At 52.4% G+C, this 24,062-nt stretch carries 21 protein-coding genes and 1 pseudogene; 16 read left to right on the top strand and 6 right to left on the bottom strand.

Going from position 1 to position 24,062, the window contains the following annotated elements; all coding sequences use genetic code 11:
- The first annotated feature begins 130 nt into the window (after nt 1-130).
- The 6 genes from pheT (at nt 131) to BM040_RS08230 (ending at nt 7,820) form a co-directional block, all read left to right on the top strand.
- Nucleotides 131-2,542: a phenylalanine--tRNA ligase subunit beta gene (gene pheT, locus BM040_RS08255; RefSeq protein WP_092100023.1), complete on the top strand. Its 2,412-nt coding sequence runs from the start codon at nt 131-133 to the stop codon at nt 2,540-2,542.
- A 4-nt stretch (nt 2,543-2,546) separates the two neighbouring features.
- A complete protein-coding gene (locus tag BM040_RS08250) occupies nt 2,547-2,843 on the top strand; it encodes a hypothetical protein (RefSeq protein WP_092100022.1) in 297 nt (98 codons plus the stop codon).
- A gap of 59 nt (nt 2,844-2,902) precedes the next feature.
- Nucleotides 2,903-3,190, top strand: coding sequence for a cell division protein ZapA (locus BM040_RS08245; RefSeq protein ID WP_092100021.1), 288 nt, complete (start codon nt 2,903-2,905; stop codon nt 3,188-3,190).
- Nucleotides 3,191-3,303: 113 nt separating this feature from the next.
- On the top strand, nt 3,304-4,902 hold the full coding sequence (gene rny, locus BM040_RS08240) for a ribonuclease Y (protein WP_092100020.1): 1,599 nt from the start codon (nt 3,304-3,306) through the stop codon (nt 4,900-4,902).
- Nucleotides 4,903-5,194: 292 nt separating this feature from the next.
- Nucleotides 5,195-6,403 (top strand): alpha/beta hydrolase-fold protein, encoded by a 1,209-nt coding sequence (locus tag BM040_RS08235; RefSeq protein WP_092100019.1) that lies wholly within the window; start codon nt 5,195-5,197, stop codon nt 6,401-6,403.
- A gap of 109 nt (nt 6,404-6,512) precedes the next feature.
- Nucleotides 6,513-7,820: a serine hydrolase domain-containing protein gene (locus BM040_RS08230; protein WP_092100018.1), complete on the top strand. Its 1,308-nt coding sequence runs from the start codon at nt 6,513-6,515 to the stop codon at nt 7,818-7,820.
- Nucleotides 7,821-7,974: 154 nt separating this feature from the next.
- Here the strand turns inward: BM040_RS08230 and BM040_RS08225 are convergent, their stop codons facing one another.
- The 3 genes from BM040_RS08225 to BM040_RS08215 all read right to left on the bottom strand — a co-directional run bounded on the left by BM040_RS08225 (nt 7,975) and on the right by BM040_RS08215 (nt 9,855).
- Nucleotides 7,975-8,562, bottom strand: a complete 588-nt coding sequence (locus BM040_RS08225) for a carboxymuconolactone decarboxylase family protein (RefSeq protein ID WP_092100017.1) — start codon at nt 8,560-8,562, stop codon at nt 7,975-7,977.
- A 147-nt stretch (nt 8,563-8,709) separates the two neighbouring features.
- Nucleotides 8,710-9,267, bottom strand: a complete 558-nt coding sequence (locus BM040_RS08220; protein ID WP_092100016.1) for a peroxiredoxin — start codon at nt 9,265-9,267, stop codon at nt 8,710-8,712.
- 114 nt (nt 9,268-9,381) lie between these two features.
- Nucleotides 9,382-9,855, bottom strand: coding sequence for a Dps family protein (locus tag BM040_RS08215; RefSeq protein WP_092100015.1), 474 nt, complete (start codon nt 9,853-9,855; stop codon nt 9,382-9,384).
- Between the two features lie 164 nt (nt 9,856-10,019).
- Here BM040_RS08215 and BM040_RS08210 point away from each other — a divergent pair, with 164 nt between their 5' ends.
- The 3 genes from BM040_RS08210 to BM040_RS08200 all read left to right on the top strand — a co-directional run bounded on the left by BM040_RS08210 (nt 10,020) and on the right by BM040_RS08200 (nt 12,765).
- Nucleotides 10,020-10,958: a hydrogen peroxide-inducible genes activator gene (locus BM040_RS08210; RefSeq protein ID WP_092100014.1), complete on the top strand. Its 939-nt coding sequence runs from the start codon at nt 10,020-10,022 to the stop codon at nt 10,956-10,958.
- A 244-nt stretch (nt 10,959-11,202) separates the two neighbouring features.
- A complete protein-coding gene (locus BM040_RS08205; RefSeq protein WP_092100013.1) occupies nt 11,203-12,180 on the top strand; it encodes a Gfo/Idh/MocA family protein in 978 nt (325 codons plus the stop codon).
- 87 nt (nt 12,181-12,267) lie between these two features.
- Nucleotides 12,268-12,765: a hypothetical protein gene (locus BM040_RS08200; RefSeq protein ID WP_092100012.1), complete on the top strand. Its 498-nt coding sequence runs from the start codon at nt 12,268-12,270 to the stop codon at nt 12,763-12,765.
- Nucleotides 12,766-13,047: 282 nt separating this feature from the next.
- Here BM040_RS08200 and sucD read toward each other — a convergent pair whose 3' ends face one another.
- Nucleotides 13,048-13,938, bottom strand: a complete 891-nt coding sequence (gene sucD, locus BM040_RS08195; RefSeq protein WP_092100011.1) for a succinate--CoA ligase subunit alpha — start codon at nt 13,936-13,938, stop codon at nt 13,048-13,050.
- A gap of 245 nt (nt 13,939-14,183) precedes the next feature.
- Here sucD and BM040_RS08190 point away from each other — a divergent pair.
- Nucleotides 14,184-15,164: pseudogene (locus tag BM040_RS08190) on the top strand (PLP-dependent cysteine synthase family protein); the annotation flags it as partial.
- Between the two features lie 287 nt (nt 15,165-15,451).
- Entirely contained in the window at nt 15,452-15,883 is a 432-nt protein-coding gene (locus BM040_RS08185; protein ID WP_092100009.1) for a response regulator, read from the top strand.
- Between the two features lie 733 nt (nt 15,884-16,616).
- On the opposite strand, the gene ade is transcribed toward BM040_RS08185, so the two are convergent.
- Entirely contained in the window at nt 16,617-18,257 is a 1,641-nt protein-coding gene (gene ade / locus BM040_RS08180) for an adenine deaminase (RefSeq protein ID WP_092100008.1), read from the bottom strand.
- 267 nt (nt 18,258-18,524) lie between these two features.
- Between ade and cmk the strand changes: the two genes are divergently transcribed.
- The 4 genes from cmk to BM040_RS08155 all read left to right on the top strand — a co-directional run bounded on the left by cmk (nt 18,525) and on the right by BM040_RS08155 (nt 21,755).
- On the top strand, nt 18,525-19,247 hold the full coding sequence (gene cmk / locus BM040_RS08170) for a (d)CMP kinase (RefSeq protein WP_092100006.1): 723 nt from the start codon (nt 18,525-18,527) through the stop codon (nt 19,245-19,247).
- Nucleotides 19,244-20,137: a 4-hydroxy-3-methylbut-2-enyl diphosphate reductase gene (locus BM040_RS08165; protein WP_092100005.1), complete on the top strand. Its 894-nt coding sequence runs from the start codon at nt 19,244-19,246 to the stop codon at nt 20,135-20,137. The genes cmk and BM040_RS08165 overlap by 4 nt, the downstream gene beginning before the upstream one ends.
- A 78-nt stretch (nt 20,138-20,215) precedes the next feature.
- A complete protein-coding gene (locus tag BM040_RS08160; RefSeq protein ID WP_092100004.1) occupies nt 20,216-20,758 on the top strand; it encodes a DUF502 domain-containing protein in 543 nt (180 codons plus the stop codon).
- Between the two features lie 184 nt (nt 20,759-20,942).
- Nucleotides 20,943-21,755, top strand: a complete 813-nt coding sequence (locus BM040_RS08155; RefSeq protein WP_092100003.1) for an alpha/beta fold hydrolase — start codon at nt 20,943-20,945, stop codon at nt 21,753-21,755.
- A 181-nt stretch (nt 21,756-21,936) separates the two neighbouring features.
- On the opposite strand, the gene BM040_RS08150 is transcribed toward BM040_RS08155, so the two are convergent.
- The gene (locus tag BM040_RS08150) at nt 21,937-22,479 is read right to left on the bottom strand and encodes a hypothetical protein (protein WP_139217782.1); all 543 of its coding nucleotides are present in this window, start codon (nt 22,477-22,479) and stop codon (nt 21,937-21,939) included.
- Nucleotides 22,480-22,588: 109 nt separating this feature from the next.
- On the opposite strand from BM040_RS08150, the gene BM040_RS08145 reads away from it, so the two are divergent.
- On the top strand, nt 22,589-23,794 hold the full coding sequence (locus BM040_RS08145; RefSeq protein WP_394333076.1) for a PQQ-dependent sugar dehydrogenase: 1,206 nt from the start codon (nt 22,589-22,591) through the stop codon (nt 23,792-23,794).
- Nucleotides 23,795-24,062: the final 268 nt, after the last annotated feature.

Genomic DNA, 24,062 nt, shown 5'->3' with positions numbered 1-24,062 from the left:
TTACCATCTTCTAAAAGTCTTTTGTCAAATAGTCTTTTGTCCAACTTTCTCCCATATCATAATTATCCTTATTTTTGGGGAATGGCGGCTGCCCAGGCAGTAGCCAAGACAAAACCAACACAGATTAAACATGCTGATTTCATACGACTGGCTTAAACAACTCATACATACAGATAAAACCGCTGAAGAAATAGGGACGCTGCTGACGGGCGCTGGCCTGGAGGTAGAGGGTATCCATACTTTCGACGTGGTGCAGGGCGGCCTGGAGGGCATCGTGATAGGGGAGGTGCTGACGTGTGAGCGTCACCCGGATGCCGATCGCCTGAGCATCACCACCGTGGACATTGGGGCGGGGGAGCCAAGCCAGATCGTGTGCGGCGCGCCCAACGTGGCAGCCGGGCAGAAAGTGGTGGTAGCCACCGTGAATAGCACGCTTTACCCTGCCGGAGGGGAGCCTTTCAAGATCAAGAAATCCAAGATCCGCGGGGCCGCCTCGGAAGGCATGATTTGCGCCGAGGATGAGATTGGCATCGGCACGTCGCATGAGGGTATTATGGTGCTGGACACTGATTTGCCGAACGGAACGCCAGCCGCCGAGTTCTTCGGCCTGGGCTCTGATAAAGTGTTCGAAATTGGCCTGACGCCCAACCGCGCAGATGCCGCTTCGCATTTCGGCGTGGCCCGCGACCTGCAGGCACTGCTCGACGCGAAGGCGCAGCTGCCTGACACTGATGCTTTCAAGGTAAATAACACTTCCCGCCCGGTGGCGGTGGAGATACAAAATACGGATGCCTGTCCGCGCTACGCTGGCCTGACGGTTTCGGGCGTGAACGTGGGCCCATCGCCGGAATGGCTGCAGAAGCGCCTGCGCGCCATCGGCCTCTCGCCGATAAACAACGTGGTGGATGTGACCAACTTCGTGCTGCACGAACTGGGCCAGCCGCTGCACGCCTTCGACGCCGATAAGATCAAAGGCGATAAGATTGTGGTGAAGAATGTGGAAGCCGGCACTATCTTCAAAACGCTGGATGGTGTGGAGCGCAAGCTGAACGCCACCGACCTGATGATCTGCAACGCCGAGGAGCCTATGGCCATTGGCGGCGTGTTCGGAGGAGAGGATTCCGGTGTATCGGAGGCCACCACCAGCATCTTTATCGAGAGCGCCTACTTTTCACCAAGTTCCGTGCGCCGCACCGGTATGGCGCATGGCCTCAAAACAGACGCCTCTTTCCGCTTTGAGCGCGGCACCGATCCCAACATGGTCATCACGGCCCTGAAGCGTGCGGCCCTGCTGGTGCAGGAGGTAGCCGGCGGCGAGGTAAGCTCCGAGATTGTGGACGTGTATCCGCAGCCCATCCAAAACCATGAGGTGAAGCTGAACATTGCGCGCGCCCATACTTTAATCGGGCAGCACATCGGCGTGGAGCGCATCAAATCTATACTTACTGATCTGGGTATTGAGATCACTAGTGAAACCGAAACGGACCTGACGCTGTCGGTGCCGCCGTTTAAGGTGGACGTGACCCGCGAGGCCGACGTGGTGGAGGAAATCCTGCGCATCTACGGCTTCAATAACATCGAAATGAGCGAGAACCTGGCCACTACTTTCCTGGCTAAGTTCCCGAGCCCCTATGCCGAGGACGTAACTGAAACAATTGCGGGCTATATCGCGGCCAACGGGTTCCACGAGATCATCACCAACTCTATTACCAACTCCAACTACTACCAGGCCATCGGCGAAACGGCCAACCTGGTGCAGGTGGTAAACTATAACTCCGAAGACCTGGACGTGCTGCGCAAGAGCATGGTTTTCTCAGGTTTGGAGGTGCTGCGCCGCAATATCAACCGCCGCCAGCGCGACCTGAAGCTTTTTGAACTGGGCAAAGTATACGAACTGCAGGAAGGCGATTATAAAGAAAGCCGCCGCCTGTCGCTCTACATGACCGGCAACGTAACGGCCGAGAGCTGGAAGCAGCCAAGTATAAAAACCGCCTTCCACGACCTGGCGGGTGTGGTACAGAACGTGCTGCGCAAGCTAAACGCCGGTGATTTTGAGGTGCAGAAGCTGGCGGAGAACCCTTACATGCGCCAGGGCATCGCCTACGCCAAAAATGGTACGGTGATAGCCGAGCTCGGCATGCTGGACACCGCTATTACCCGCCTGATGGAGGTGAAGGAGCAGGTATGGTATGCTGAACTGAACTGGGATTACCTCCTGAAGAAGTATAAAGACAAGCTGGTGGCCGAGGAACTGTCGAAGTTCCCGGAGGTGCGCCGCGACCTGTCGTTGGTAGTGGACAAGCACCTAAGCTTTGACGAGCTGAAGAAGGTAGCCTTCCGGGTGGAGCGCAAGCTGCTGCAGGACGTGAATGTGTTCGACGTGTACGAGGGGGATAAAATCGAGGCGGGCAAGAAAGCCTACGCCCTGAGCTTTACCCTGCAGGACAAGCAGCAAACCCTGACCGATAAGGTGATTGACAGCACCATGAACCGCCTGATGCAGCAATTCGAGAAGCAATTGGGAGCTTTTATCCGCAAGTAATGTTATGGCAAAGGATACGCAAGTACAACAACTCCGGCAGATTGAAGATAAGCTGCGAAAAATGATTCAGCGCCACCAGGAGGTGCAACAAAGGCTCTTGCAAGCTCAGCAGCAGCTAAAAGAGCTCGAAGGACTTCTGGAGGAGAAGGATGAGCAGATAAAAAATTTTCAAAATCAGGAGAATATTGTTAAAATTGTAGACGCGATAGCAGGAAATGCTGCAAATTCGACAGAATTGAAGCTCAGGCTAAACGAATATATCAGAGAAATTGATAAGTGTATTGCTTACCTACAGGACTAAGTATGAGCCACTAAAGCGCTCGGAAAGGTCGGTAAGCCGAACCATAAACTACGCAGCGGATGAGTGAATTATCTATTAAGATTCGCATCGCGGAACGCGAGTATCCGATGCGGGTGAAGGAAGAGGAAGAAGAAAGAATCAGAGCGGTCGGGAAAATCCTGAACGAGCGGCTGCGCTTTTTTAAGGACCAATTTGGGATACAGGACAAGCAGGACCTGCTGGCGATGGTGGCATTTGAGGCCATGGCCGAAAAGGTGAAGCTGGAGGAGGAGCATACCTCCCATGTAGCCCAGGTAGACCAGCAGCTCAACCTTCTGGACGATCTCTTATCATCGGTGAGCAAATAGGCGGAAGAACCTTTACCTCTTTCGGCTATACTTTCGTTTAGGCCCATCAGCCATACCATGTCTCCTTTGCAGGTGCTTGCTATACGTGTTTAAAAACCATAAACGCTATAGTTATGCCCGACATCCTTTATATTGTACTAACTGCCCTCGTCTCGCTGATCATCGGCGTAGTGATTGGGCGTGTACTGCTGCAGAAGGTATTTAAGCAGCAGGAGGAAGAGGCTCGCCAGAGAGCCAAAAGTATCATTCGCGAAGCCGAGCTGAACGCGGAGACCATCAAAAAGGACCGCATTCTGGAGGCCAAGGAGAAATACCTGAAGATGAAGGCCGAGTTCGAGGAGGAGATGAACAAGAAGAAGAACCTCATCATCCAGAACGAGAACAAGGTAAAGCAGCGCGAGCAGCACGTTACCAAGCAAATGGAGCAGGCCAAGCGCCTGGAGGCTGACCTTCATAAAGAGAAAGAAACCCTGCACGCGGAGCTGGAGAAAGAGAAAAACCACCTGCACGCACAGCACGAGCAGCTCAAGAAACGCCGTGAGGAGGTAGAGCAGCAACACGAAGAGGTGGTAGGCCGCCTGGAGAAAATAGCCGGCCTGACGGCTGCCGAAGCCCGCGAGCAACTGGTAGAAGCCCTGAAAAACGAGGCCACTTCCCGCGCTTCCTCCCACATCAAAGACATTGTGGCCCAGGCCAAACTTACGGCTACCAAAGAGGCCAAGAAAATCGTTATCGAAACGATTCAGCGTACTGCCGCAGAGCATGCCATCGAGAACTGCGTATCGGTGTTCAACATCGAGAGCGACGATATCAAAGGCAAGATCATCGGCCGTGAAGGTCGTAATATCCGTGCCCTGGAAGCTGCCACCGGCGTGGAGATCATCGTAGACGATACTCCTGAGGCTATCATTATCTCCGGTTTCGACCCGGTGCGCCGCGAGATCGCGCGCCTGTCGCTGCACCGCCTGGTGGCCGACGGCCGTATTCACCCGGCCCGTATTGAGGAGGTGGTAACCAAGACCCGCAAGAACATCGAGGAGGAGATTGTGGAGATAGGCGAGCGTACCGCTATTGACCTAGGCATCCACGGGCTGCACCCGGAACTGATTAAGATGGTGGGCCGCATGCGCTTCCGTTCGTCTTACGGACAGAACCTGCTGCAGCACTCACGCGAGGTAGCCAACCTATGCGCCACTATGGCCGCCGAACTGGGCCTGAACGTGAAGCACGCCAAACGCGCTGGTCTGTTGCACGACATCGGCAAGGTAACGCCAGACGAGCCGGAACTGCCGCACGCCATTATTGGTATGGAGCTGGCCAAGAAGTATAAAGAGCATCCGGACGTGTGCAATGCCATCGGTGCCCACCACGACGAGATCGAGATGACGGCTATGATATCTCCGCTGATTCAGGCCTGCGACGCCATCTCTGGCTCCAGACCAGGTGCCCGCCGCGAGATCATGGAGTCGTACATCAAGCGTTTGAAGGAGCTGGAAGAGGCTGCCGTGTCGTTCGACGGGGTGAACCAGTGCTACGCCATACAGGCCGGCCGCGAGTTGCGCGTGATGGTAGATGCCGACAATGTATCGGATGAGAAAGCACAGCAACTCTCTTTCGACATCTCGCAGAAGATTGAGAAAGAAATGCAGTACCCTGGCCAGATCAAGATCACCGTTATCCGGGAGATGCGCGCCATCAGCTACGCCAAGTAAGTATTACATTTGATATTAAATAAGGTTAAACCGCCTGCTGCATCTGTGGCAGGCGGTTTTGTTTTGGCTATACTTGAAGGGCAACTTACAGGGCAACTTGCGGTGCTTATACTTTATATATTTTTATATTTATACTTACATATACTATATTGAATAACCTAGTCATTCTATCTACCAGTTGCTGGAAGTATGAGAGGCGTATTGCTCCTGCTGTGCAACACTAAGACTCTATTGCATATTCTAGCAATACCCTGATGGTTATTTACCTGCCGGTTCACCTAAACAAGAAGAAATGAAAAAGCTTCTCCTCGCCTTGTTGTTACTATTTTCCTCGACAGGCTTTTCGCAGCACGGAAGGATCGAGATTGGTGTTATAGACAGCTTACAGTCGCAGGTGTTAGGTGAGGCTCGGGAGATATGGGTACATGTACCAAAGCAGCCGGAATACTACGGGGATTATTTTGCCCCCAAACGTTACCCCGTACTTTACCTCCTCGATGGAGACTGGCACTTTCAGGCGGTTACAGGACTCATGCATTTCCTAAGTTCGGAGAACGGGGCAGGCATTATTCCTGAAATGATTGTGGTGGCTGTCGTAAATACAAACCGCACCCGCGATTTTACTCCAACCAACTCGACTAAAAGTTGGGATGGGACAGAGGCAAGATATCTACGGCAATCGGGTGGCGGCGAGAAGTTCACGGCCTTTCTGGAAAAAGAACTGATACCCTACATTGATGCAAAGTATCCCACAGAACAGTACCGCATGCTCGTGGGTCATTCTTTTGGAGGCTTGCTGGTGACAAACACGCTGGTGGATAAGCCGGAACTTTTCGACTCCTATGTAGCCATTGACCCTAGCCTATGGTGGGATGATAAGTTGGTCCTGAAGAAAGCGAAAAACAACTTCAAAAAGGGTAATTTAGAAGGGAAGAAGCTTTTCTTAGCGTTAGCTGATTCGGTGCTTGCCGTTAAGCAGGACCCGACAAGTATAACTCATGTGAGGGCAAATATGGAATTCTCAGATCTGCTGGACAGGCAAAGCAATAAGTCTCTGAAGTGGAAATATTATGCGGGTGAGACTCATTTCTCCCTTTCGCTTCATGCTGTCAATGATGCTATGCGTGCAATGCTAGCTTTTGAGCCCTTACCCATACCAGAAGCAGGTGTGCACGCCGCCACTTTCAATGCCCAGTTTGTAGAGGATTATTACGACAGTATATCCACAAAGATAGGCTATAAGGTGCTGCCGCCCGAGTCACTGGTATATTCCTTTGCTCTTGCTTGCCTGAACCGGGATTTGCCCGATAAAGCTCTTGGCTTCTTGCAGCTAAATAAAACTAATTACCCGCAGAGCTTTGGTGTATACGATGCCTTAGGCGACTATTACAGTAAGAAGGGAGACAGGAAGAAAGCCATAGAGCACCTCAAAAAGGCTTTGTCGATAAGGGAAAATCCGGAGACACTTACAAAACTAAATGGGCTGAGGAAGAATAAGTAAAGAATCATTTTGCAACTGGCTATCGCAGGATGGGCAAGCACAAAACATATTTAAACCTTTGCTATACTTCTAGCTAAGCACGCTAAAACCATCATCCCCTAAAATTTAAATGAAAACACTTTACCTCACCTTTACCCTCCTTACCGGACTCTGCATCGCCATCGCCTACAAAATAAAGGACGACTACTTTCATTTACCATACCCTAATGCCATCGAGTATATTCTGGTGGTGCTTGTGCTGCTGTTCACGGCTATACTTTTAATTTGGCGCAAGCAACGCCGACTCAAATTTATACTTGGTCTTGCGTCGGCAGCTACTATTTTGCTGGTGGTGAATGCGATGAACTACTTCTTCGAGTGGCACCCGCTTAACCTGTCGCTGCCCTTCACTGTGTCACAGTCCCTTGAGGTGAGCCATGAGCCTTATAACTGGCAAACCGCCACACCCGAAAGTGCCGGGTATGCGGCAGAGGATATTGCAGGTTACCTCCAGGCAATCGAAGGTTGGGAAAGGCTTAGAGGGCTGGTAGTTGTCCAGGATGGGAAATTAATCGCGGAGAAGTATCAGAAGGGAGCCACCAGGTACAGTGCCTTTAATGTCCACTCTGTTACCAAAAGTATAACTGCTGCGCTCGCCGGTCTTTCGGTTCAGGAAGGCTATCTAAAATCAGAAGACGAGTATGTGATGCCATACTTTTCGGAGTACCAAGGAAATGTTTCGGGGGAATCAAAAGATAAAGTAACGGTAGCACATCTGTTATCCATGCGCGGCGGGTTTACCGGTTGGGACGGGCCGCAGGGCGTTGAGCAGGTGCTCATGAAGGAGGAGGTGTCTGAAACTAAAGTAGGGCAGGAGTTTAAGTATTTTACTGGCTCCCACATGCTGCTATCCGCTGTAATTACAAAGGCGTCTAATACCACCACCAAGGAGTTTGCCGAGGAAAAGCTGTTTAAGCCATTGGGCATACAGTGTGGTTTCTGGCGAAAGGTGGATGGCTACTACGCCGGCGGTGACGAGACATACTTTACAGCCCGTGATCTTGCCCGGTTTGGTGAATTATACCTCAACAAAGGTAAGGTGAACGGGAAGCAGCTCCTGGACTCTGCGTGGGTGGAGAAGAGCTTCACAAACTATACAAGGCAGAGCAACGCATTTCGCACCTTAGATTGCTATCAGGAGGTAGGATACGGTTTCTCCTGGTGGCTCTTCAGCTATAACAATAAGCCAGTTTACACCGCGAGAGGCAAAGGCGGGCAACACATTCTGATACTGCCCGAGCAAAAAGTTGTGGTTGTTATCCTGCAGGAGTGGAACCTGCAGAAAGACTTTGAGCGCGAAAATGCCTATTTATGCCAGCTGTTAGCCTTATTAACCAAGGAAGATGCGGGTTCTAATCGGGCCATAGCCCATGAATAGACCTCGGCTGTTTCTTGCCTGTGGTAGTGCCACGTGCATCTATTCAAAGTATAAAAGTGCCCTTTCCAACCTTCTTCCCTGCTGGGGAGGCAAAACAAAAACACCCACAGAAACTGCGGGTGTTTTCAGGTAACTTAACTTAGCTTTAGGGATACTATTTGATAATCTTGCTCAAACCTACCACCACGGCAGCTACACGGATAGCGTCGAAGATGCGTGGCTCTTTGGTGCCCAGTTGCATCACAGAGGCCTCGTGCGAGGTAACGCAGCGCTCGCAGCCGTTGATGGCTGAGATGGCCAGGCTCATCAGCTCGAAGAACTCCTTGCCCAGCACCGGCTTCATCATGATGTTCATTTTAATGCGGGCAGGCTGCTGCTCGTACTCCTCCTTGCCAGCAAAGTGGCGGAAGCGGTAGAGGATGTTATTAGTAGCTAGCAGGGAGGCGCAGGCGATGGCCTCGGCTACTTCGCCTAGTTCGGCACCGTTCTCCAGCGCCTTCTCTTCAAAAGCCTTCACCAGCACCTCGTTTTCCTCGTTAGCCGCCGCCGACAGGGCCAGCAGGTACGCCTCCTTTATACTTAGGGTCTCACCGGCCAGGGCGCTTTTCAGGTTCACGCGCAGGTCGCGGAGGTAGCGTGATTCGGTTTCTGTCAGTTTTTCCAGGGCAGCGAAAGTGCTTTCTTCCGGCAGGCCCAGGTCTTTTAGTAAATCTATCTTTGTTTCTTGTGTTGCAGTCAGCATAATAAGGGATGTTTTAGTTTGGTTGGATTCAAAACTAAAGTATAAGTATGGCGGCGGGTAGCCAGGCAATAGGAGACCAGCCTAGCCACCGCGCCATACTTGTGTCTAAATAAACTATATATGAAGTGCGCCTAGCGCGCGTGAAGGTTAGGCAGTGATGGTTTCTTCGCCTTTCTGCCAGTTGCATGGGCAAAGCTCGTCAGTTTGCAGGGCGTCGAGCACGCGCAGCACCTCGGCCACGTTACGGCCCACGTTCAAATCGTTCAGGCTCACCCAGCGGATAATTCCTTGCGGGTCTACGATGTAGGTGGCGCGGTAGGCCACTCTCTCCTCTGCTTGTAGAATACCCAGCTCCTCGGCCAGCGACTTGGAAGTATCAGCCAGCATCGGGAAGCGCAGGTCGCGCAAGTCCTCGTGGTCGCGGCGCCAGGCGGCGTGCACGAACTCCGAGTCGGTAGAGGCGCCAATCAGCACAGCGTCACGGTCGCGGAACTCGTCGTAGTTCTTGTTGAATTCGGCAATCTCGGTAGGGCACACAAACGTGAAGTCTTTCGGCCACCAGAACATCACCATCCACTGCTCGTTGTGGCGGTGCGTTTCGCTGGAGATTTCGTAAAACTCCTTGCCTTTCTCGATGGATACAACAGCCTGCTTCTTAAACTCCGGGAAAACCGAACCAACTGATAAAATTCTATTTTGCGTCATTTCTTTGTTAATGATGAATGAATTATGATTATTGAGTAATGGATAAGTAGAAGTATGGCCATGGCAGCTCATACTCTTATCAAGTCTTATGTCTTTTGTCCTTTGTCTAATTCTTTAGCTCAGGAAGGCGCTCAGCATCCAGAGCGTTTTCTCGTTTTCGTGGATGTCCTCGCTGATAAGGGCCACAGTGCCCTCATCGCCGGTTTCGGCTGCCAGTTTCAGGATTTCCCGCTCCAGGTCCAGCAGGGTGCTCAGGTTCTGGTGCGTGGCCTGCACAGTCTCTTTGCCGTCGCTCAGGTTGCCGGCCTCCTTTATACTTGACACGCGCAGGTACTCTGAGAAAGTATGGAGCGGTTGCTGGCCGATGGTCAGGATGCGCTCGGCAATAGCGTCTATCTTGCTCAGAGCTGTGTTGTAGAGCTCTTCAAACTTGTCGTGCAGCTGGAAGAAGTACACCCCTTTGATGTTCCAGTGGAAGCCGCGCAGGTTCTGGTAGTATACATGATAGTTCGCCAGCAGCTCGTTCAGTTTTTCAGCTACCTGCTTGCTGTCTTCTTTCTGTAGTCCGATATTCGATAGTTTTTCCATGTTTTATTTTCGTCTGTTGCTTTGCTTTTAGGTTGATACAAAGGTCCCCCTTTTGGTTATATATATCAAATTGATTGTTTTTATACTTTGATAGCTAAAGTTTATAAGGTACTTTTGCAGGAGGGTAGAGCCCTATGAAGTATAGATTATCCTTATCTTGAGAAATGACTTTAGTACAGTTAGAATACCTGGTAGCCGTAGACACCTACCGCCACTTCGCCACCGCCGCAGAGAACTGCTTCGTGACACAGCCAACCCTGAGTATGCAGCTGCAGAAGCTGGAGGAGGAGCTGGGCGTGCAGCTGTTTGACCGCAGCCGGGTGCCGGTGCGTCCTACAGAACTGGGGAAGGAGATTATCGCGCAGGCGCGCGTGGTGCTGGCCGAGAGCAAGAAAATTCAGGAGCTGGTGCAGAACCAGAAACTGGAGCTGAGCGGGGAGCTGCGCATCGGCGTTATCCCCACACTGGCCCCTTACCTGATTCCGCTGTTCATCACGAGCTTTCTGCAGAAGCACCCGCAGGTGCGCGTGGTGGTGCAGGAGCTGCTCACCGACGAGATTGTGGAGAAACTGAACCACGAACTGCTGGACGTGGGACTGCTGGTGACGCCGCTGGGCAATAAAAGTATAAAGGAGCTGCCCCTGTTCTATGAGGCCTTTGTGGCCTATATCAACCCTGGGCACCCGCTGGCCAGGGAAAGCCACATTACCCCCGATGAGCTGGACACCAGCCAGCTGTGGGTGCTGAACGAAGGCCACTGCTTCCGGAGCCAGGTGCTCAATATCTGTAACCGCGGCGGTAGCGCCGACCCCGGCAGCCACCTCGATTACAAGAGCGGCTCCCTGGAAACGCTCAAGCGCATTGTAGAAACCCAGCACGGCCTGACGCTGCTGCCGGAGTTGTCGGTGCTGGATATGCCGTCTGAGAAACAAAAGCTGGTGCGCAACTTTGAGGAGCCGCAGCCGCTGCGCGAGGTGAGTCTGGTAATCCACCGCAGTTTTCTGAAGAAGAAGCTGATAGAGGCGCTGCGCGAGGAAATCCTGACCTGCATCCCCGCAAGTATCAAAAACCGCGAAAAAGAGAAGGTTGTAGCGATAAGCTAAAGTATAAATCCCAAGTTGCGATGAACCCACCCCCTACCCCTCCGAGGAGGAGAATAGTTTTTGAAGCTAAGTCCCCCTTTGAAGGGGGCAGGGGGATGACAATCGTTCACCGATTCCCCTCCCTGGAGGGGTAGGGGTGGGTTTACACCTTCACTCCAAAGTGAATTGCAACTCGAGTTTTAAAGTATAAAGTGCTTTTGCTGTGGGCTAAGCCAGCTCACGTTCATCATAAAATCATAAACAGATGCAGAAAGTACGCTGGGGAATCATTGGCTGCGGCGATGTGACCGAAGTCAAAAGTGGGCCGGCCTTTAACAAGGTTCCGGATTCTGAGCTAGTGGCGGTGATGCGCCGCAACGTAGCCAAAGCCCGCGACTATGCCGAGCGGCATGGCGTGCCCAAATGGTATGATAGGGCAGAAGACCTCATCCACGACCCCGAGGTAGATGCCGTATACATCGCCACGCCTCCCGATTCGCATGCCGCTTATACTTTGCAGGTGGCCGCTGCCGGCAAGCCTGTATACGTGGAGAAGCCCATGGCGCTGAATTATGCCCAGTGCCAGGAGATGATTGCCACCTGTGAGCAGGCCGGGGTGCCGCTGTTTGTTGCTTTTTACCGCAGAAGCCAGCCAGCTTTCCGGAAGGTGAAGGAGCTGGTAGAGAGTGGAGTACTTGGAGACATTCGCTTGGTGACAATAAAGCTATACCAGTCCCTGAGGCCGGAGCAGTATAAAGATGCGCTGCCGTGGCGGGTGCAGCCCGAAATCTCCGGTGGAGGCTTGTTCCACGACCTGGCGCCTCACCAACTCGACATTTTGGATTTTATTCTTGGGCCCATCGTGGCGGCCTCCGGGCAGGTAACCAACCAGGCTGGAATGTACGAGGCGGAAGATTTGGTAACGGCGCAGTTCCGGTTCGAGGGCGGCGTGCTGGGCAGCGGCGTGTGGTGCTTTAGCGTGGCCGAACAGCAACAGGAGGATAATATAGAAATCATCGGCAGCAAAGGTCGCCTTACCTTCCCGACCTTCGCCAGAGAGCCCATACGCCTGGAGACTGCCGCCGGAACCGAGGAGTTTCTCCTGCCACCGCCCCAGCACGTGCAGCAGCCGTTCATCCAATCCATAGTGGAAGAACTGACCGGGAAAGGCAAATGTCCAGGCTCTGCAGCTTCGGCTGCGCGTACGTCGTGGGTGATGGATCAGATTGTGGACAGGGGCTAAAAACCTCGCAGCGTCCGAAGATTCTGCAAGTCAAAGATCCCGAACACTTTCGGGGCACCTGGGCCCATTTTGCAAACCACCTCAAGTATGCGAGAAGAAAAGTTAAGCAGCACAGACAGAAGCAAGGTATGGCTGGAGCTAAAGCAGCTTCTCATTAGCTACGTGCTTGTTGGAATTGTAGCGCTGATGGTAGCTGTCGCTGTGGTTTTGTTTCTGTCGATGGAGCAGCAACCGCGCATAATCATCTTGTCGGCTGTCCTGGTGTTTGTTGCAGGGTTCTTAGGCTTTCTTTACTATTCCACTAAAAACCATTTAAAAGACCTGATAGCAGGGGTGAAGTATACTTATGATGCTCATATTACAGCCAAGGAATCCAACACTAATTGGGGCTGGCATGGTAACCCTGCTGCTGATGCAGCCGCACAACCACAATTATCTATGTATACTTTATCTATTGGTGAGCATAAAATAAATGTAGGGGAAGAGATGTATAACAGTGTTTGTGTAGGAGAAAAGGTATGGGTGCAGATTACTCCTCACAGCAAGCTCATACTTGACTTGCATCATGAGCCTTTGCAAGTATAAACTGCTTTCCCTCGCTCGCCTCCGGCGAGTGTGAGGAATAGTTTGGCCTCTGGCCGTTTCGGATTATACTTTACTTTATATTCCGAGCTATACTTTAATACTTGCTGCTTAACGTGGCGGGACGCCAGCAGATAGCTCACACTCGCCGGAGGCGAGCGAGGGTTTTAATGAGTATTCTTTGCTCCTTTCATACTTTATAATCTCATCAACCTAAAACAAGAACAGGCTGCCTTTGCGGGGCAGCCTGTTTTATACTTGAGATTATACTTTCTAGCAGTATGACTAAGCTTTGATGCCGGCCTCTTCCAGGGCTTTCACCATCGCGTCGCCGATCTCGGCAGGAGACTCCACTACGTGGATGCCGTTCTCGCGCATGATCTTCATTTTTGCAGCAGCTGTATCGTCAGCACCACCCACGATAGCGCCCGCGTGGCCCATGCGGCGGCCAGCAGGAGCCGTCTGGCCAGCGATGAAACCTACTACCGGCTTTTTGTTGCCAGTCTCGCTGATGTACTTGGCAGCCATGGCCTCGTAGTTACCACCAATCTCACCGATCATCACAATAGCGTCGGTCTCCGGGTCGTTCATCAGCAGTTCTACCGCGTCTTTGGTAGGCGTACCGATGATCGGGTCACCGCCGATACCGATGGCTGTGGAGATACCCAGGCCAGCCTTCACGATTTGATCGGCGGCCTCATACGTTAAAGTACCGGATTTAGAAACGATACCGATGCGTCCTGGCTTGAACACGAAGCCTGGCATGATACCTACCTTCGCCTCGCCTGGCGTAATAACGCCTGGGCAGTTAGGGCCAATAAGCGTAACGTCTTTACCTTTCAGGAAGTTTTTAGCAGCTACCATGTCCTTCACAGGAATACCCTCTGTAATGCACACGATAACTTTGATTCCGGCAGCAGCAGCCTCCATGATGGCATCAGCGGCAAAAGCCGGTGGCACGAAGATGATCGATACGTCGGCTCCTGTCTTCTTCACAGCGTCTTCCACTGTGTTGAAAACCGGCAGATCCAGGTGGTTGCTGCCACCTTTGCCCGGCGTAACACCACCAACTACGTTTGTGCCATACTCAATCATCTGTGATGCGTGGAAAGAACCTTCCGAGCCTGTGAAGCCCTGTACGATCACTTTCGAATCTTTATTTACTAAAACACTCATGTGTATCTTTTTTAAGTTGTGTATAGACGGTACTACGATAAGGTTGTGCAAAAATAGGTTTTTTTGTGGCGCCTGCAAAAAATAGTTAGTTCGAATATAGGCTTCGGGCCGGAACCTCAGGGCCTTTCAGGAGGTTATACAGGGGCAGTGCCTGCTGGCGCTCCGAAGTCCGCAATGTTGGTGCGGGGCAGGCAGTATGGCTTATTTTCTTTACATTTGCACTAAAATTCATAAAAACCGAACAGATGGCTTATCTGAATCATATCACCGAGGCAATCGGTAACACCCCACTTGTAAAATTAAACAATGTAACAGCCGGCATTAAAGGTACGGTGCTGGCTAAGGTAGAGTACGCCAACCCCGGCAACTCGGTTAAGGACCGTATGGCCGTTAAGATGATCGAGGATGCGGAGAAGGCCGGTATTCTGAAGCCCGGCGGCACTATCATCGAAGGCACTTCCGGCAACACGGGCATGGGCCTGGCGCTGGCGGCCATTGCCAAAGGCTATAAATGCATCTTTACCCTGGCCGACAAGCAAAGCAAAGAGAAGATGGACGTGCTGCGCGCCGTAGGCGCCGAGGTGGTGGTTTGCCCTACCAACGTGGCACCGGATCATCCGGACTCTTACTACTCGGTGGCCAAGCGACTGAACGAGGAAATCCCGAACTCCTTCTACCCAAACCAGTACGACAACATGTCGAACACGGCGGCGCATTACGAGACAACGGGTCCGGAAATCTGGGAGCAGACAGATGGCAAGGTGACGCACTGGGCTGCCGGTGTGGGCACGGGTGGTACCATCTCGGGCGTAGCTAAATACCTGAAGGAAAAGAACCCGAACCTGGTAACGGTGGGCATAGATACCTACGGCTCTGTGTTCAAGAAGTATAAAGAAACAGGCATCTTCGACGAGAACGAGATCTACGCCTACGCCACAGAGGGCATCGGCGAGGACATCCTGCCAAAGAACGTAAATTTCGACCTAATCGACAGCTTTATTAAAGTATCGGATAAGGACGGAGCTGTGATGACGCGCCGCCTGGCCCGCGAGGAAGGCCTGTTTGTGGGCTGGTCCAGCGGCTCGGCTGTGTACGGTGCCCTGGAGTATGCCAAAGAACACCTGAAGGAAGGTGACGTGATGGTGGTACTTCTTCCTGACCACGGTACCCGCTACCTGGGCAAGATCTACAACGACGATTGGATGCGCCAGCAAGGCTACATCGATTAAGTATAAAGTATAAAAAAAGCCAGGGCCCGTATGAATTACCGGGTCCTGGCTTTTTAATGTTGTAACATTATTGTAATTTGTCTGTTTAGAAAGGATGGTGGCCGGAAAAGGTAGTGCAAATGGCAAGGCAGGAGAAGAGTGGCGGCAGGTGCTGTAACAGAAACATCCGATGCCACAGACAAATAGCCGGCGGTAGTACTCATAATACCGTAAGTTTGTATACCTTTGTAGGTGTATGTATAAACACCTTAGCCACTGCTCTTACGAGTGACTAAAGAACCCCTATGAAAAAGCTGTCAGGCATTTTACTTATTGACGACGACGATACGACCAATTTCCTGAACAAACGTTTACTGGACAGGATGGAGGTTTCCGATCACATCCGCACGTTTGTTAATGGCAAGCAGGCTTTTGATTACCTATATAACGTTAGTAACAAAAACTACGAAGTAGAGAGCAGCGAGTACTTTCAGCCGGAGCTTATCTTCCTGGATATCAACATGCCAGTAATGGATGGTTTCGAGATGCTGGACCTTTACGAGCGCCTGAACCCGGAGTTCCGCAAGAAGATAGTGATGGTAGTGCTTACCACCTCCACACACCCGCAGGACACGGCCAACTCCAAAAAGTATAACGCTGAGTACATCATCAAACCGCTTACCGCCGAAAAGGTAAACAGGCTTCTGGAAGTACATTTCAGCGATAAAAGCGAATAAGCTTAACAAGATACAAATTATAAAACAGAAGGGGCAGCCAAAGTATGGCTGCCCCTTCTGTTTTATAATTTGTCAATCACGAGCGGCCTTCTTACAGGAGCTGGGTCCAACCACCCCTGCCCCTCCTTGTCCAAGGAGGGGAGCCTGTTGTTACTAGTGCTGAAGTATAAGTTTTATAGTCACTATCTCCTCGCAAAGTATAAACCCACCCCAGCCCCTCCAGGGAGGGGAATTACTCAGCAGACGCTTAACATCCCCCTGCCCCCTTCGAAGGGAGACTTCGGCTGAAACTCCGTCAGCAGCGGCTATCGAACCCATCCCAGCCTTTGGGTTGAGCGCCTTGTGGATGTTGCGGTGCCCGCCAGGGTAGCCCGCAGCGGAGCGAGGAGCAGCTTCAGGCACACCGCGCGATGCCCGAAGGCGAGGCCTCCCGGCCTTGAGGGAGCCAAAGCCAGAAGTGAAACAATAGGTCAATAAGTCTGGAGGAGGAACGGCGGCTAGTAAGGGTAACTTGGTTCAAGCTGTGGGAAGCGGCGGCTATGAAAGTATAGACCGGCAAGTATAAAAGTATAACAGCAAGTATAAAAAGGCACGAGCGGATGCTTGCGCCAGCAGGAGCCATGAAGTATAAAGACTTTACTTGAAGCAAGACTACCTCATGCTTCACTTTCTAACTCTTTAACTTTTTAACCTTCTAACTCCTAAACTCCCAAACTCTCTAACTCCTAAACTCCTAAACCCTCTCCACCACCGGCACAAATTGGAACGTATCGCCATCGAAAAGGCCTTTGTCGCTTAGTTTGAGCGAAGGAATAACCAGCAGCGCCATAAACGAGAGCGTCATGAAGGGAGAGGCCAGGGTGCTGCCCATTTCCTTGCTCAGGCGGTCGATGGCAGCATAAGCCTCGGCCACTTTATACCCATCCTCGGCCGACATGATGCCTGCCACCGGCAATGGCAGCAGTTGCTCTTGACCCCTGCCCACGGCAGCCACCCCGCCTTTGGCGGCGATAATCAAGTTTACGGCGCGGGCTATACTTTCATCATCCACCCCCACAGCAATAATGTTGTGCGAGTCGTGGCCAACAGAGGAGGCGATGGCGCCTTCTTTCAAGCCTACATTCTTGATAAAGGCCACTGCCGGCTCGGCGTTCTGGTAGCGGTTCACTACCGTGATTTTGAGCACATCCTGCGCCACATCAGAAAGTATAAAACCGTTCTCCACGCGCGGTGCGGCCCATACTTGCTTGGTGATGAGTTGCCCATCATACGCCTCAATCACGCGTATTTTTCCGGCCTCCTCGGCTGGTATGGCAAACTGCTGCGCCTGTTTTGGCTCGGTGTTAAAGTTGTTTATCGCCTCGCTTGGCGTAAAAGCAATTTTAGACACACCGTTCTCCGCCACCAGCTCCCCGTTGATGTAGGTAGCCAGCACGTTGAAATTCTCTGGGTTGTCGATAAGTATAAAATCGGCCGCGTCGCCTTCGCGCAGCAGTCCCACTTCCAGCTTGTAATGCTCCACCGGGTTAACACAGGCTGCCTGCAGCAAGTGGAACAGGTCGTTGCCTTTGGCCAGCGCGCGCTTTACCAGCAGGTTGATGTGACCCTCCACCAGGTTGTCGGGATGTTTGTCGTCGGAGCAGAACATGATGTTGTGATGGTGCTCAGGAAGCAATGGAATTAAGGCCTCAAAGTTCTTAGCGGCGCTTCCCTCGCGTATCAGGATCTTCATGCCTACGGCCAGTTTATCCAGGGCCTCTTCGGCGGTAAAGCACTCGTGGTCGGTGGTGATGCCGGCTGAGGCATACTGCGCCGCCTGCTCGCCCCTCAGGCCGGGCGCGTGCCCATCCACAGCCTTGCCATACTTTCTGGCCAGCTCGATTTTCTCCATCACTACCGGGTCGCGTTGGAGCACGCCGGGCCAGTTCATCATCTCGGCCAGGTACTTTATCTCCTCGCGCTGGAATAATTTCTCGATGTCGGCGGCCGTTATCTCAGCGCCGGCCGTCTCGAAAGGCGTGGCGGGTACGCAGGAGGGAGCCCCGAAGTAAAACTTAAACGGTACCTTCTTCCCGTTCTCAATCATGTACTCCACCCCCTTTACACCCAGCACGTTACCAATTTCGTGTGGGTCTGAGATGGTGGCCACGGTGCCGTGCGGCACGGCCAGCCGGGCAAACTCACAGGGCACCAGCATGGAGCTCTCCACGTGCACGTGGGCGTCCACAAATCCCGGCAGAATGTAACGGCTGCTGTCGGTGGCCTCCCGAACTATTTTAGAAATGCGGCCGTTTGACACATGAACAGTGCCCTGAAAAATCTCCCTGTGCTGCAGGTCGATGATATTTCCGGAGACGAAAAAGTCTGTATGCATTGGCAGTGAATTTTGTACTTAATTTTGCCCGTTTCAGGTGGGCTTAAACCGGCAAATTACCTTATATTTGCGTTAAAATCAGTCGCTTTGAGAAAGTTAATTTCATACTTCATTTTAGCAGGGTTCTTAGCCAGTGGTACGCTGGCCGGCTGCTCTGGTAAAACCCCACAGCAGAAAAAAACGGCTAAGTACATGAAAAAGAGCAAGAGCGGTAACATGCCTTGCCCCTGCGACTCCAACTAATTCCCCTTTTTGATTCTCCCTGTTATGAAGAAAATTGTAATTGCGCTCGATGGTTACTCCTCATGCGGCAAAAGCACTACAGCCAAACTAGTGGCTGCCGAGCTCGGTTATGCCTACATTGATACCGGAGCCATGTACCGGGCGGTTACATTATACTTTCTCGAGCACCACGTTTCGCTTACCAACCCCAAGGAGATAAAGGACGCGCTCAGTAAAATCGAGGTCGAGTTTCATTACAACCCCAAGAAGCAGCGCAACGAGGTTTTCCTCAACGGCCTGAATGTGGAGGATGAGATTCGCAAGATGTACATCTCTGACAAGGTAAGTGAGGTGAGCGTGATACCTGAGGTGCGCCGCGCCATGGTGGCCCAGCAGCAGAAAATGGGTAAAAAGCGTGGCGTGGTGATGGACGGTCGTGATATCGGAACGGCTGTTTTCCCGGATGCCGAGGTAAAGATCTTTATGACGGCCGACGTGGATACCCGCACCAAGCGCCGCCAAGAAGAACTGCTGCAAAAGAAGCAACTGGTCAATTACGACGATATACGTGAAAACCTGCTCAAACGCGACCACATCGACTCTACCCGGGCCGAAAGCCCGCTGCGCCGGGCTGAGGATGCCCACCTGCTGGACACCTCGCACATGACTATTGACGAGCAGGTAGAGTTTGTGATTGAACGCGTAACGGCCCAGCTCCTGCGCAACGAGTATGCGGCCCAAGAGCAAGAAATGAACTTAGAGAGATGAACGTAACCATAGACAAGAATTCCGGCTACTGCTTCGGCGTAGAGTTCGCCATACAGATGGCCGAGGATGAGATGGAAACCTGCGAGGAGCTGTACTGCCTCGGCGACATTGTGCACAACAGCATGGAGGTAAAGCGCCTCTATGAGAAGGGCCTGCGCATCATCGATCGCGAGCAGCTGAAGGAGCTGCGCGACTGCAAGGTGCTGATCCGGGCGCACGGGGAGCCGCCGGAAACATATAAGCTGGCCCTGGAGAACAACATCGAGCTGATTGATGCCTCGTGCCCGGTGGTGCTGAAACTGCAGAATCGCGTAAAGCATGCCTTCGACTCGGGTAAGGCGGCGGATGCGCAGGTGGTGATCTATGGGCAGGTGGGCCACGCGGAGGTTATCGGCCTGGCCGGCCAGACACGCGACGAGGCGATTATTGTCACCACGGAGGAGGATCTGGAGAAGATTGACTTTACCCGACCGGTTACGCTGTTCAGCCAGACCACCAAGAGCACCAAAGGTTTTTACAACATCAAGTCGCTGATAGAGGAGCGCCTGCAGCAGGCCAACCAGGACAGTAAAGTAGTGCCGAATTTTGATGCCAACGACAGCATTTGCCGCCAGGTGTCGAACCGCGAGCCGCAGCTGGCCAGGTTCTCCACGGAGCACGACGTAATTGTGTTTGTGAGCGGCAAGAAAAGCTCTAACGGAAAGGCCCTATATAGCGTATGTAAGCAGCATAACCCCAACAGCTACTTCGTGGAAAATGAGCAGGAGCTGCAGCGCGAGTGGTTCGAAGGAGCCAGCAGTGTGGGGATTTGCGGAGCTACCTCTACGCCCATGTGGTTGATGGAGCAGGTAGCGGCCGGTATAACCGCCTTGGAGACAGAGCAAGTATAAATATTAGCAACTTACTATAAAGGCTTTTTGCTAATTTAGGCTTTGCTTCGGCAAAGCCTTTTTTATGCACCAAACACCATGAGAACCCTTTTCCGCTACTTCTTAAACGGACTTCTGATTATTGCCCCGATCGCCATCACAGTCTTTATTGTGGTCGGGATTATAGACTGGCTCAACAGCATTTTTGACCTGGGCATACCCGGGTTGGGCATCCTGCTGATGATGGCGCTGCTGACCATTGTGGGCTTTATTGGCTCCTCGTTCTTTGTGAAGCCTTTCTTCGTGGCTGTGGAGACGCTGGTGCACAAAGTGCCGATCATCAGCATCATCTACTCGAGCATTAAAGACCTGTTTGATGCCTTTGTGGGCGACAACCAAAAGTTTAACCGCCCGGTAATGGTGAAGATGAGCGAAGACTCGGAGAACCACAAGCTGGGCTTTGTGACGCAGGACACCCTGTTGCAACTGAACATCGAAGATAAGGTGGCGGTATACTTCCCGCACTCCTACAACTTCTCCGGCGAGCTGTTCCTGGTGCCCCGCCGCAACGTCACCTACCTCAACCTGCCTAGCTCCGAGGTCATGAAGTTCATCGTCTCCGGCGGCGTATCGAAACTGTAGAAAGTTAGAGAGTTGGGGAGTTAGAGAGTTTAGGAGTGATGATAAAACGAAGTTTATACTTTGCTGCTTCTTTCAGTTTATACTTCCCTATTTACTCTCCGTACTTTATACTTTAAATAAAGGTCATTCTATACTTTAACTCACCACTCTCAAACTCCTCAACTCCTAAACTCTCTAACTCCACTTGCCTTACCTCCTCCAAGATAAATCGAAGCTGTTTTACCGCGTCATCGGGCGGGGGAGGCGCGTAATGCTGGCCTTCCACGGGTATGGGCAGAGCAGCAGCTACTACCTGCCGATGGAGAAGGCGCTGGGCGAGGATTACACCATCTACGCCTTCGACCTGTTCTTTCATGGGCGCAGCTACCTCAACAAGCACAACATGCCCCTCTCCAAGGAGTTTCTGGAAGGCTTTATCGAGCGGTTTCTGGAGAAGCAGGAGATACAGGAATTCTCGCTGATGGGCTTCAGCATGGGCGGCAAGTTTGCGCTAACCTTGGTGGAGTGCATGCCCCAACGCATCCGAGAGCTTTTCCTGATTGCCCCGGACGGCATTAAGACGAGCTTCTGGTACAACATTGCCACCTACCCTGGCTGGCTGCAGCAGCTCTTTAAGCGCACGGTGGTAAAGCCGGAGTTCTTCTTTGGGATGCTGCGGATGCTGCAGCGCTACAACCTGGTACACAAGAGCCTCATCCGGTTTGCGCGCTACCAGATGGACAGCACGCCCAAGCGCCTGCGCGTATACCGCAGCTGGATCGGCTTCCGCGAGTTAAACTTTGATATCCGGAAAATAGTGCAGCTGCTGAACCAACATCATGTGCCGGTGACGATGTTTCTGGGCGAGTACGACGAGATTATTTCCCCAAAACGGGTGTCAGTGTTTATGGACGCGCTGGAGAAAGGGGAGTTGGTTATACTTAAAACCGGCCATTCCCACCTGTTGCAGGAAGTAGCCGAGCTGCTGCACCGCAGGCGCAGCTCCAAGGAAGACTGATTTATACTTTCAAAACCTAAGTGTTGACTAACTCCAACGAGGAGGAGAGCTCCTATAGCTGTAATATAATTCCCCTCCTTGGAGGGGCAGGGGTGGGTTTACACCTTCACAAAGGCGGTAGAGCGTAAGTTAAGTTCTATACTTCTGCAGCCTATACTTCATTCTTAACTCTTAACTCCCCTTAGTATTGTTCCGTCAGGCGCAGCGGCGGCAGAAAATAGTAGCGGCCATCGAGGCGAGCAACATTCACCTGTACTTGAAAGGGCAAACCCGAAGCGGAGCTTAGCTGCAGTTGTACCGGAAAAATAATAGCGTTTTCGGTAGGGGAGATATCGGCAGTGAGCGACTCCTGGATGAATGTGGTGGGCCAGTCTACCTCCAGCGTTACCCCATCCTGAACCACCCTATTAAAATCCCGCTGAAAGTCCTGCAGCATATCGGTAGGGGCGTAGAGCAGGAGTGTTTCGCGCACAGAGGCCGTGCCGAGTTTCAGCATTTTATCATACACCTGCTTGTTGACCAGGTGCTGCCGGATGGTATCGAAACTGTTATGTTGCAGTGCCTGGTGCAGCAGCAGGGCCAGCGACTCCACATTCTCCATCCCTGGCTGCTGGTTAAGCGCCTGCCGCTGTACCGCCAGTGAATCCGGGTCCTGCGCCGCAGCGGGCACTGCTGCCAGCAGAGCCAATGTCATCCCGCATACTACTACTTTATACTTTGCCATTTGCCTGCTGCTTAAACATTGTGCCCTTGCAACAGTATACGTATCGTAAAAGCAGCACGGCCTGCCAAACAGTACCTTTATCATCCAAACAAAACCAAACCTGCTGTACATGAAAAGAACACTGCGCTTCCTCTGCCTGGCCTTCGCCATCAGCACCCTAAGCATGAGTTGCGACTCCGAGAGCGAGAACAAGGACACTGCCAAAACAGGGCCTACCGAGAACGAACAGGCCGAAGATGAAGGCGGTGGCATCGGCTTGCCCACCGGACCGGTAGACAAGGACCTGGAGCGGATAAAGTTACCCGAGGGCTTCCGGATAGACTTCTACGCCAGGGACGTGGAAAATGCCCGCTCCATGGCCATGAGTGAGACGGGTATCCTGTTTGTGGGCACGCGCAGCAACGACAAGGTATTCGCGGTGGTGGATGCCAACAAAGACGGCAAGGCCGATGAGGTGGTGGAGGTAGCCTCGGGACTCACCTCACCGAATGGAGTAGCGCTACGCAATGGCGACCTTTATGTGGCCGAAATCAGCCGTATCCTCAAATTCCCGAACATCGAGCAGACCTTCCGCAACAAACCGAAGTATGAAGTGGTGTACGATAAGTATCCTACCGAAACCCACCATGGCTGGAAGTACATCGCCTTTGGTCCGGACGGGAAACTGTATGTGCCGGTGGGAGCGCCCTGCAACATTTGTAAAGAAAAAGACCCGGTTTACGCCAGCATCACGCGCCTTAACCCCGACGGCACTGGCATGGAAGTATACGCCGAGGGCGTGCGCAACACGGTGGGTTTCGACTGGCACCCGGAAACCAAGAATTTATACTTCACCGACAACGGCCGCGACATGATGGGCGATAACCTGCCACCCGACGAGCTGAACCGTGCCACTGAGAAAGGCCAACATTTCGGCTACCCCTACTGCCATGCCGGCACCATCTCCGACCCCGAGTTTGGCAAGCAGGGCAACTGCCAGGATTTTGTGGCACCCGTCCAGAACCTGACCCCGCATGGTGCGGCCTTGGGCATGAAGTTCTACACCGGCAAGATGTTTCCGCAGGAGTATAAAAACCGCATTTTCATTGCCGAGCACGGCTCTTGGAACCGCTCCGAGAAAAGCGGTTATCGTCTGATGCAAGCCATAACCGACGGCAGCGGCAACATCACCAGCTACGAGCCTTTCGCCGAAGGCTGGCTGGAAGGTGAGAAGGACTGGGGACGCCCCGTGGATGTGCTGGTGATGAAAGACGGCTCCCTGCTCGTGTCTGACGACAAGTACAATGCTATTTACCGCATCACTTATGCGAAGTAAAGTATAGGCCTCCCTCCCCTAAGAGTAGGGGAGGGAGCTTTTACTGTGCCGGGTCCAACCACCCCCAACCCCTCCTTGTCTAAGGCGGGGAATTTCTGTTAACGATTACACCTCTATTGAGCTTTGCTCGCAAGTTTCGAACACTTGTCCTCAAGAAGACAGTCTATACTTGTTCTATAGCAGGGGTAGTGGCTATCGAACCTGTTTCCAGTTTTTCTGGGAGGCGCCTATGCGAGTTTTTCCGGTGCCCGGAGGGCATTGCGACGTC

Origin of the sequence: Pontibacter chinhatensis, from assembly GCF_900113285.1 — a bacterium.
In the GTDB taxonomy this organism is placed as follows: Bacteria; Bacteroidota; Bacteroidia; order Cytophagales; family Hymenobacteraceae; genus Pontibacter; species Pontibacter chinhatensis.
The sequence above is the reverse complement of the archived record's forward strand: the minus strand, read 5'-3'. Positions and strand labels throughout refer to the sequence as shown.

Excerpts from the sequence above, each read along its gene's own strand:
- BM040_RS08235 (WP_092100019.1), top strand. The coding sequence starts at position 5,195 with ATGAAAAAGCTTCTCCTCGCCTTGTTGTTACTATTTTCCTCGACAGGC.
- BM040_RS08210 (WP_092100014.1), top strand. The coding sequence starts at position 10,020 with ATGACTTTAGTACAGTTAGAATACCTGGTAGCCGTAGACACCTACCGC.
- rny (WP_092100020.1), top strand. The coding sequence starts at position 3,304 with ATGCCCGACATCCTTTATATTGTACTAACTGCCCTCGTCTCGCTGATC.
- pheT (WP_092100023.1), top strand. The coding sequence starts at position 131 with ATGCTGATTTCATACGACTGGCTTAAACAACTCATACATACAGATAAA.
- sucD (WP_092100011.1), bottom strand. The coding sequence starts at position 13,938 with ATGAGTGTTTTAGTAAATAAAGATTCGAAAGTGATCGTACAGGGCTTC.
- BM040_RS08160 (WP_092100004.1), top strand. The coding sequence starts at position 20,216 with ATGAGAACCCTTTTCCGCTACTTCTTAAACGGACTTCTGATTATTGCC.
- BM040_RS08225 (WP_092100017.1), bottom strand. The coding sequence starts at position 8,562 with ATGCTGACTGCAACACAAGAAACAAAGATAGATTTACTAAAAGACCTG.
- BM040_RS08215 (WP_092100015.1), bottom strand. The coding sequence starts at position 9,855 with ATGGAAAAACTATCGAATATCGGACTACAGAAAGAAGACAGCAAGCAG.
- ade (WP_092100008.1), bottom strand. The coding sequence starts at position 18,257 with ATGCATACAGACTTTTTCGTCTCCGGAAATATCATCGACCTGCAGCAC.
- BM040_RS08145 (WP_394333076.1), top strand. The coding sequence starts at position 22,589 with ATGAAAAGAACACTGCGCTTCCTCTGCCTGGCCTTCGCCATCAGCACC.
- BM040_RS08185 (WP_092100009.1), top strand. The coding sequence starts at position 15,452 with ATGAAAAAGCTGTCAGGCATTTTACTTATTGACGACGACGATACGACC.
- BM040_RS08165 (WP_092100005.1), top strand. The coding sequence starts at position 19,244 with ATGAACGTAACCATAGACAAGAATTCCGGCTACTGCTTCGGCGTAGAG.
- BM040_RS08245 (WP_092100021.1), top strand. The coding sequence starts at position 2,903 with ATGAGTGAATTATCTATTAAGATTCGCATCGCGGAACGCGAGTATCCG.
- BM040_RS08230 (WP_092100018.1), top strand. The coding sequence starts at position 6,513 with ATGAAAACACTTTACCTCACCTTTACCCTCCTTACCGGACTCTGCATC.
- BM040_RS08200 (WP_092100012.1), top strand. The coding sequence starts at position 12,268 with ATGCGAGAAGAAAAGTTAAGCAGCACAGACAGAAGCAAGGTATGGCTG.
- cmk (WP_092100006.1), top strand. The coding sequence starts at position 18,525 with ATGAAGAAAATTGTAATTGCGCTCGATGGTTACTCCTCATGCGGCAAA.
- BM040_RS08150 (WP_139217782.1), bottom strand. The coding sequence starts at position 22,479 with ATGGCAAAGTATAAAGTAGTAGTATGCGGGATGACATTGGCTCTGCTG.
- BM040_RS08250 (WP_092100022.1), top strand. The coding sequence starts at position 2,547 with ATGGCAAAGGATACGCAAGTACAACAACTCCGGCAGATTGAAGATAAG.
- BM040_RS08205 (WP_092100013.1), top strand. The coding sequence starts at position 11,203 with ATGCAGAAAGTACGCTGGGGAATCATTGGCTGCGGCGATGTGACCGAA.
- BM040_RS08220 (WP_092100016.1), bottom strand. The coding sequence starts at position 9,267 with ATGACGCAAAATAGAATTTTATCAGTTGGTTCGGTTTTCCCGGAGTTT.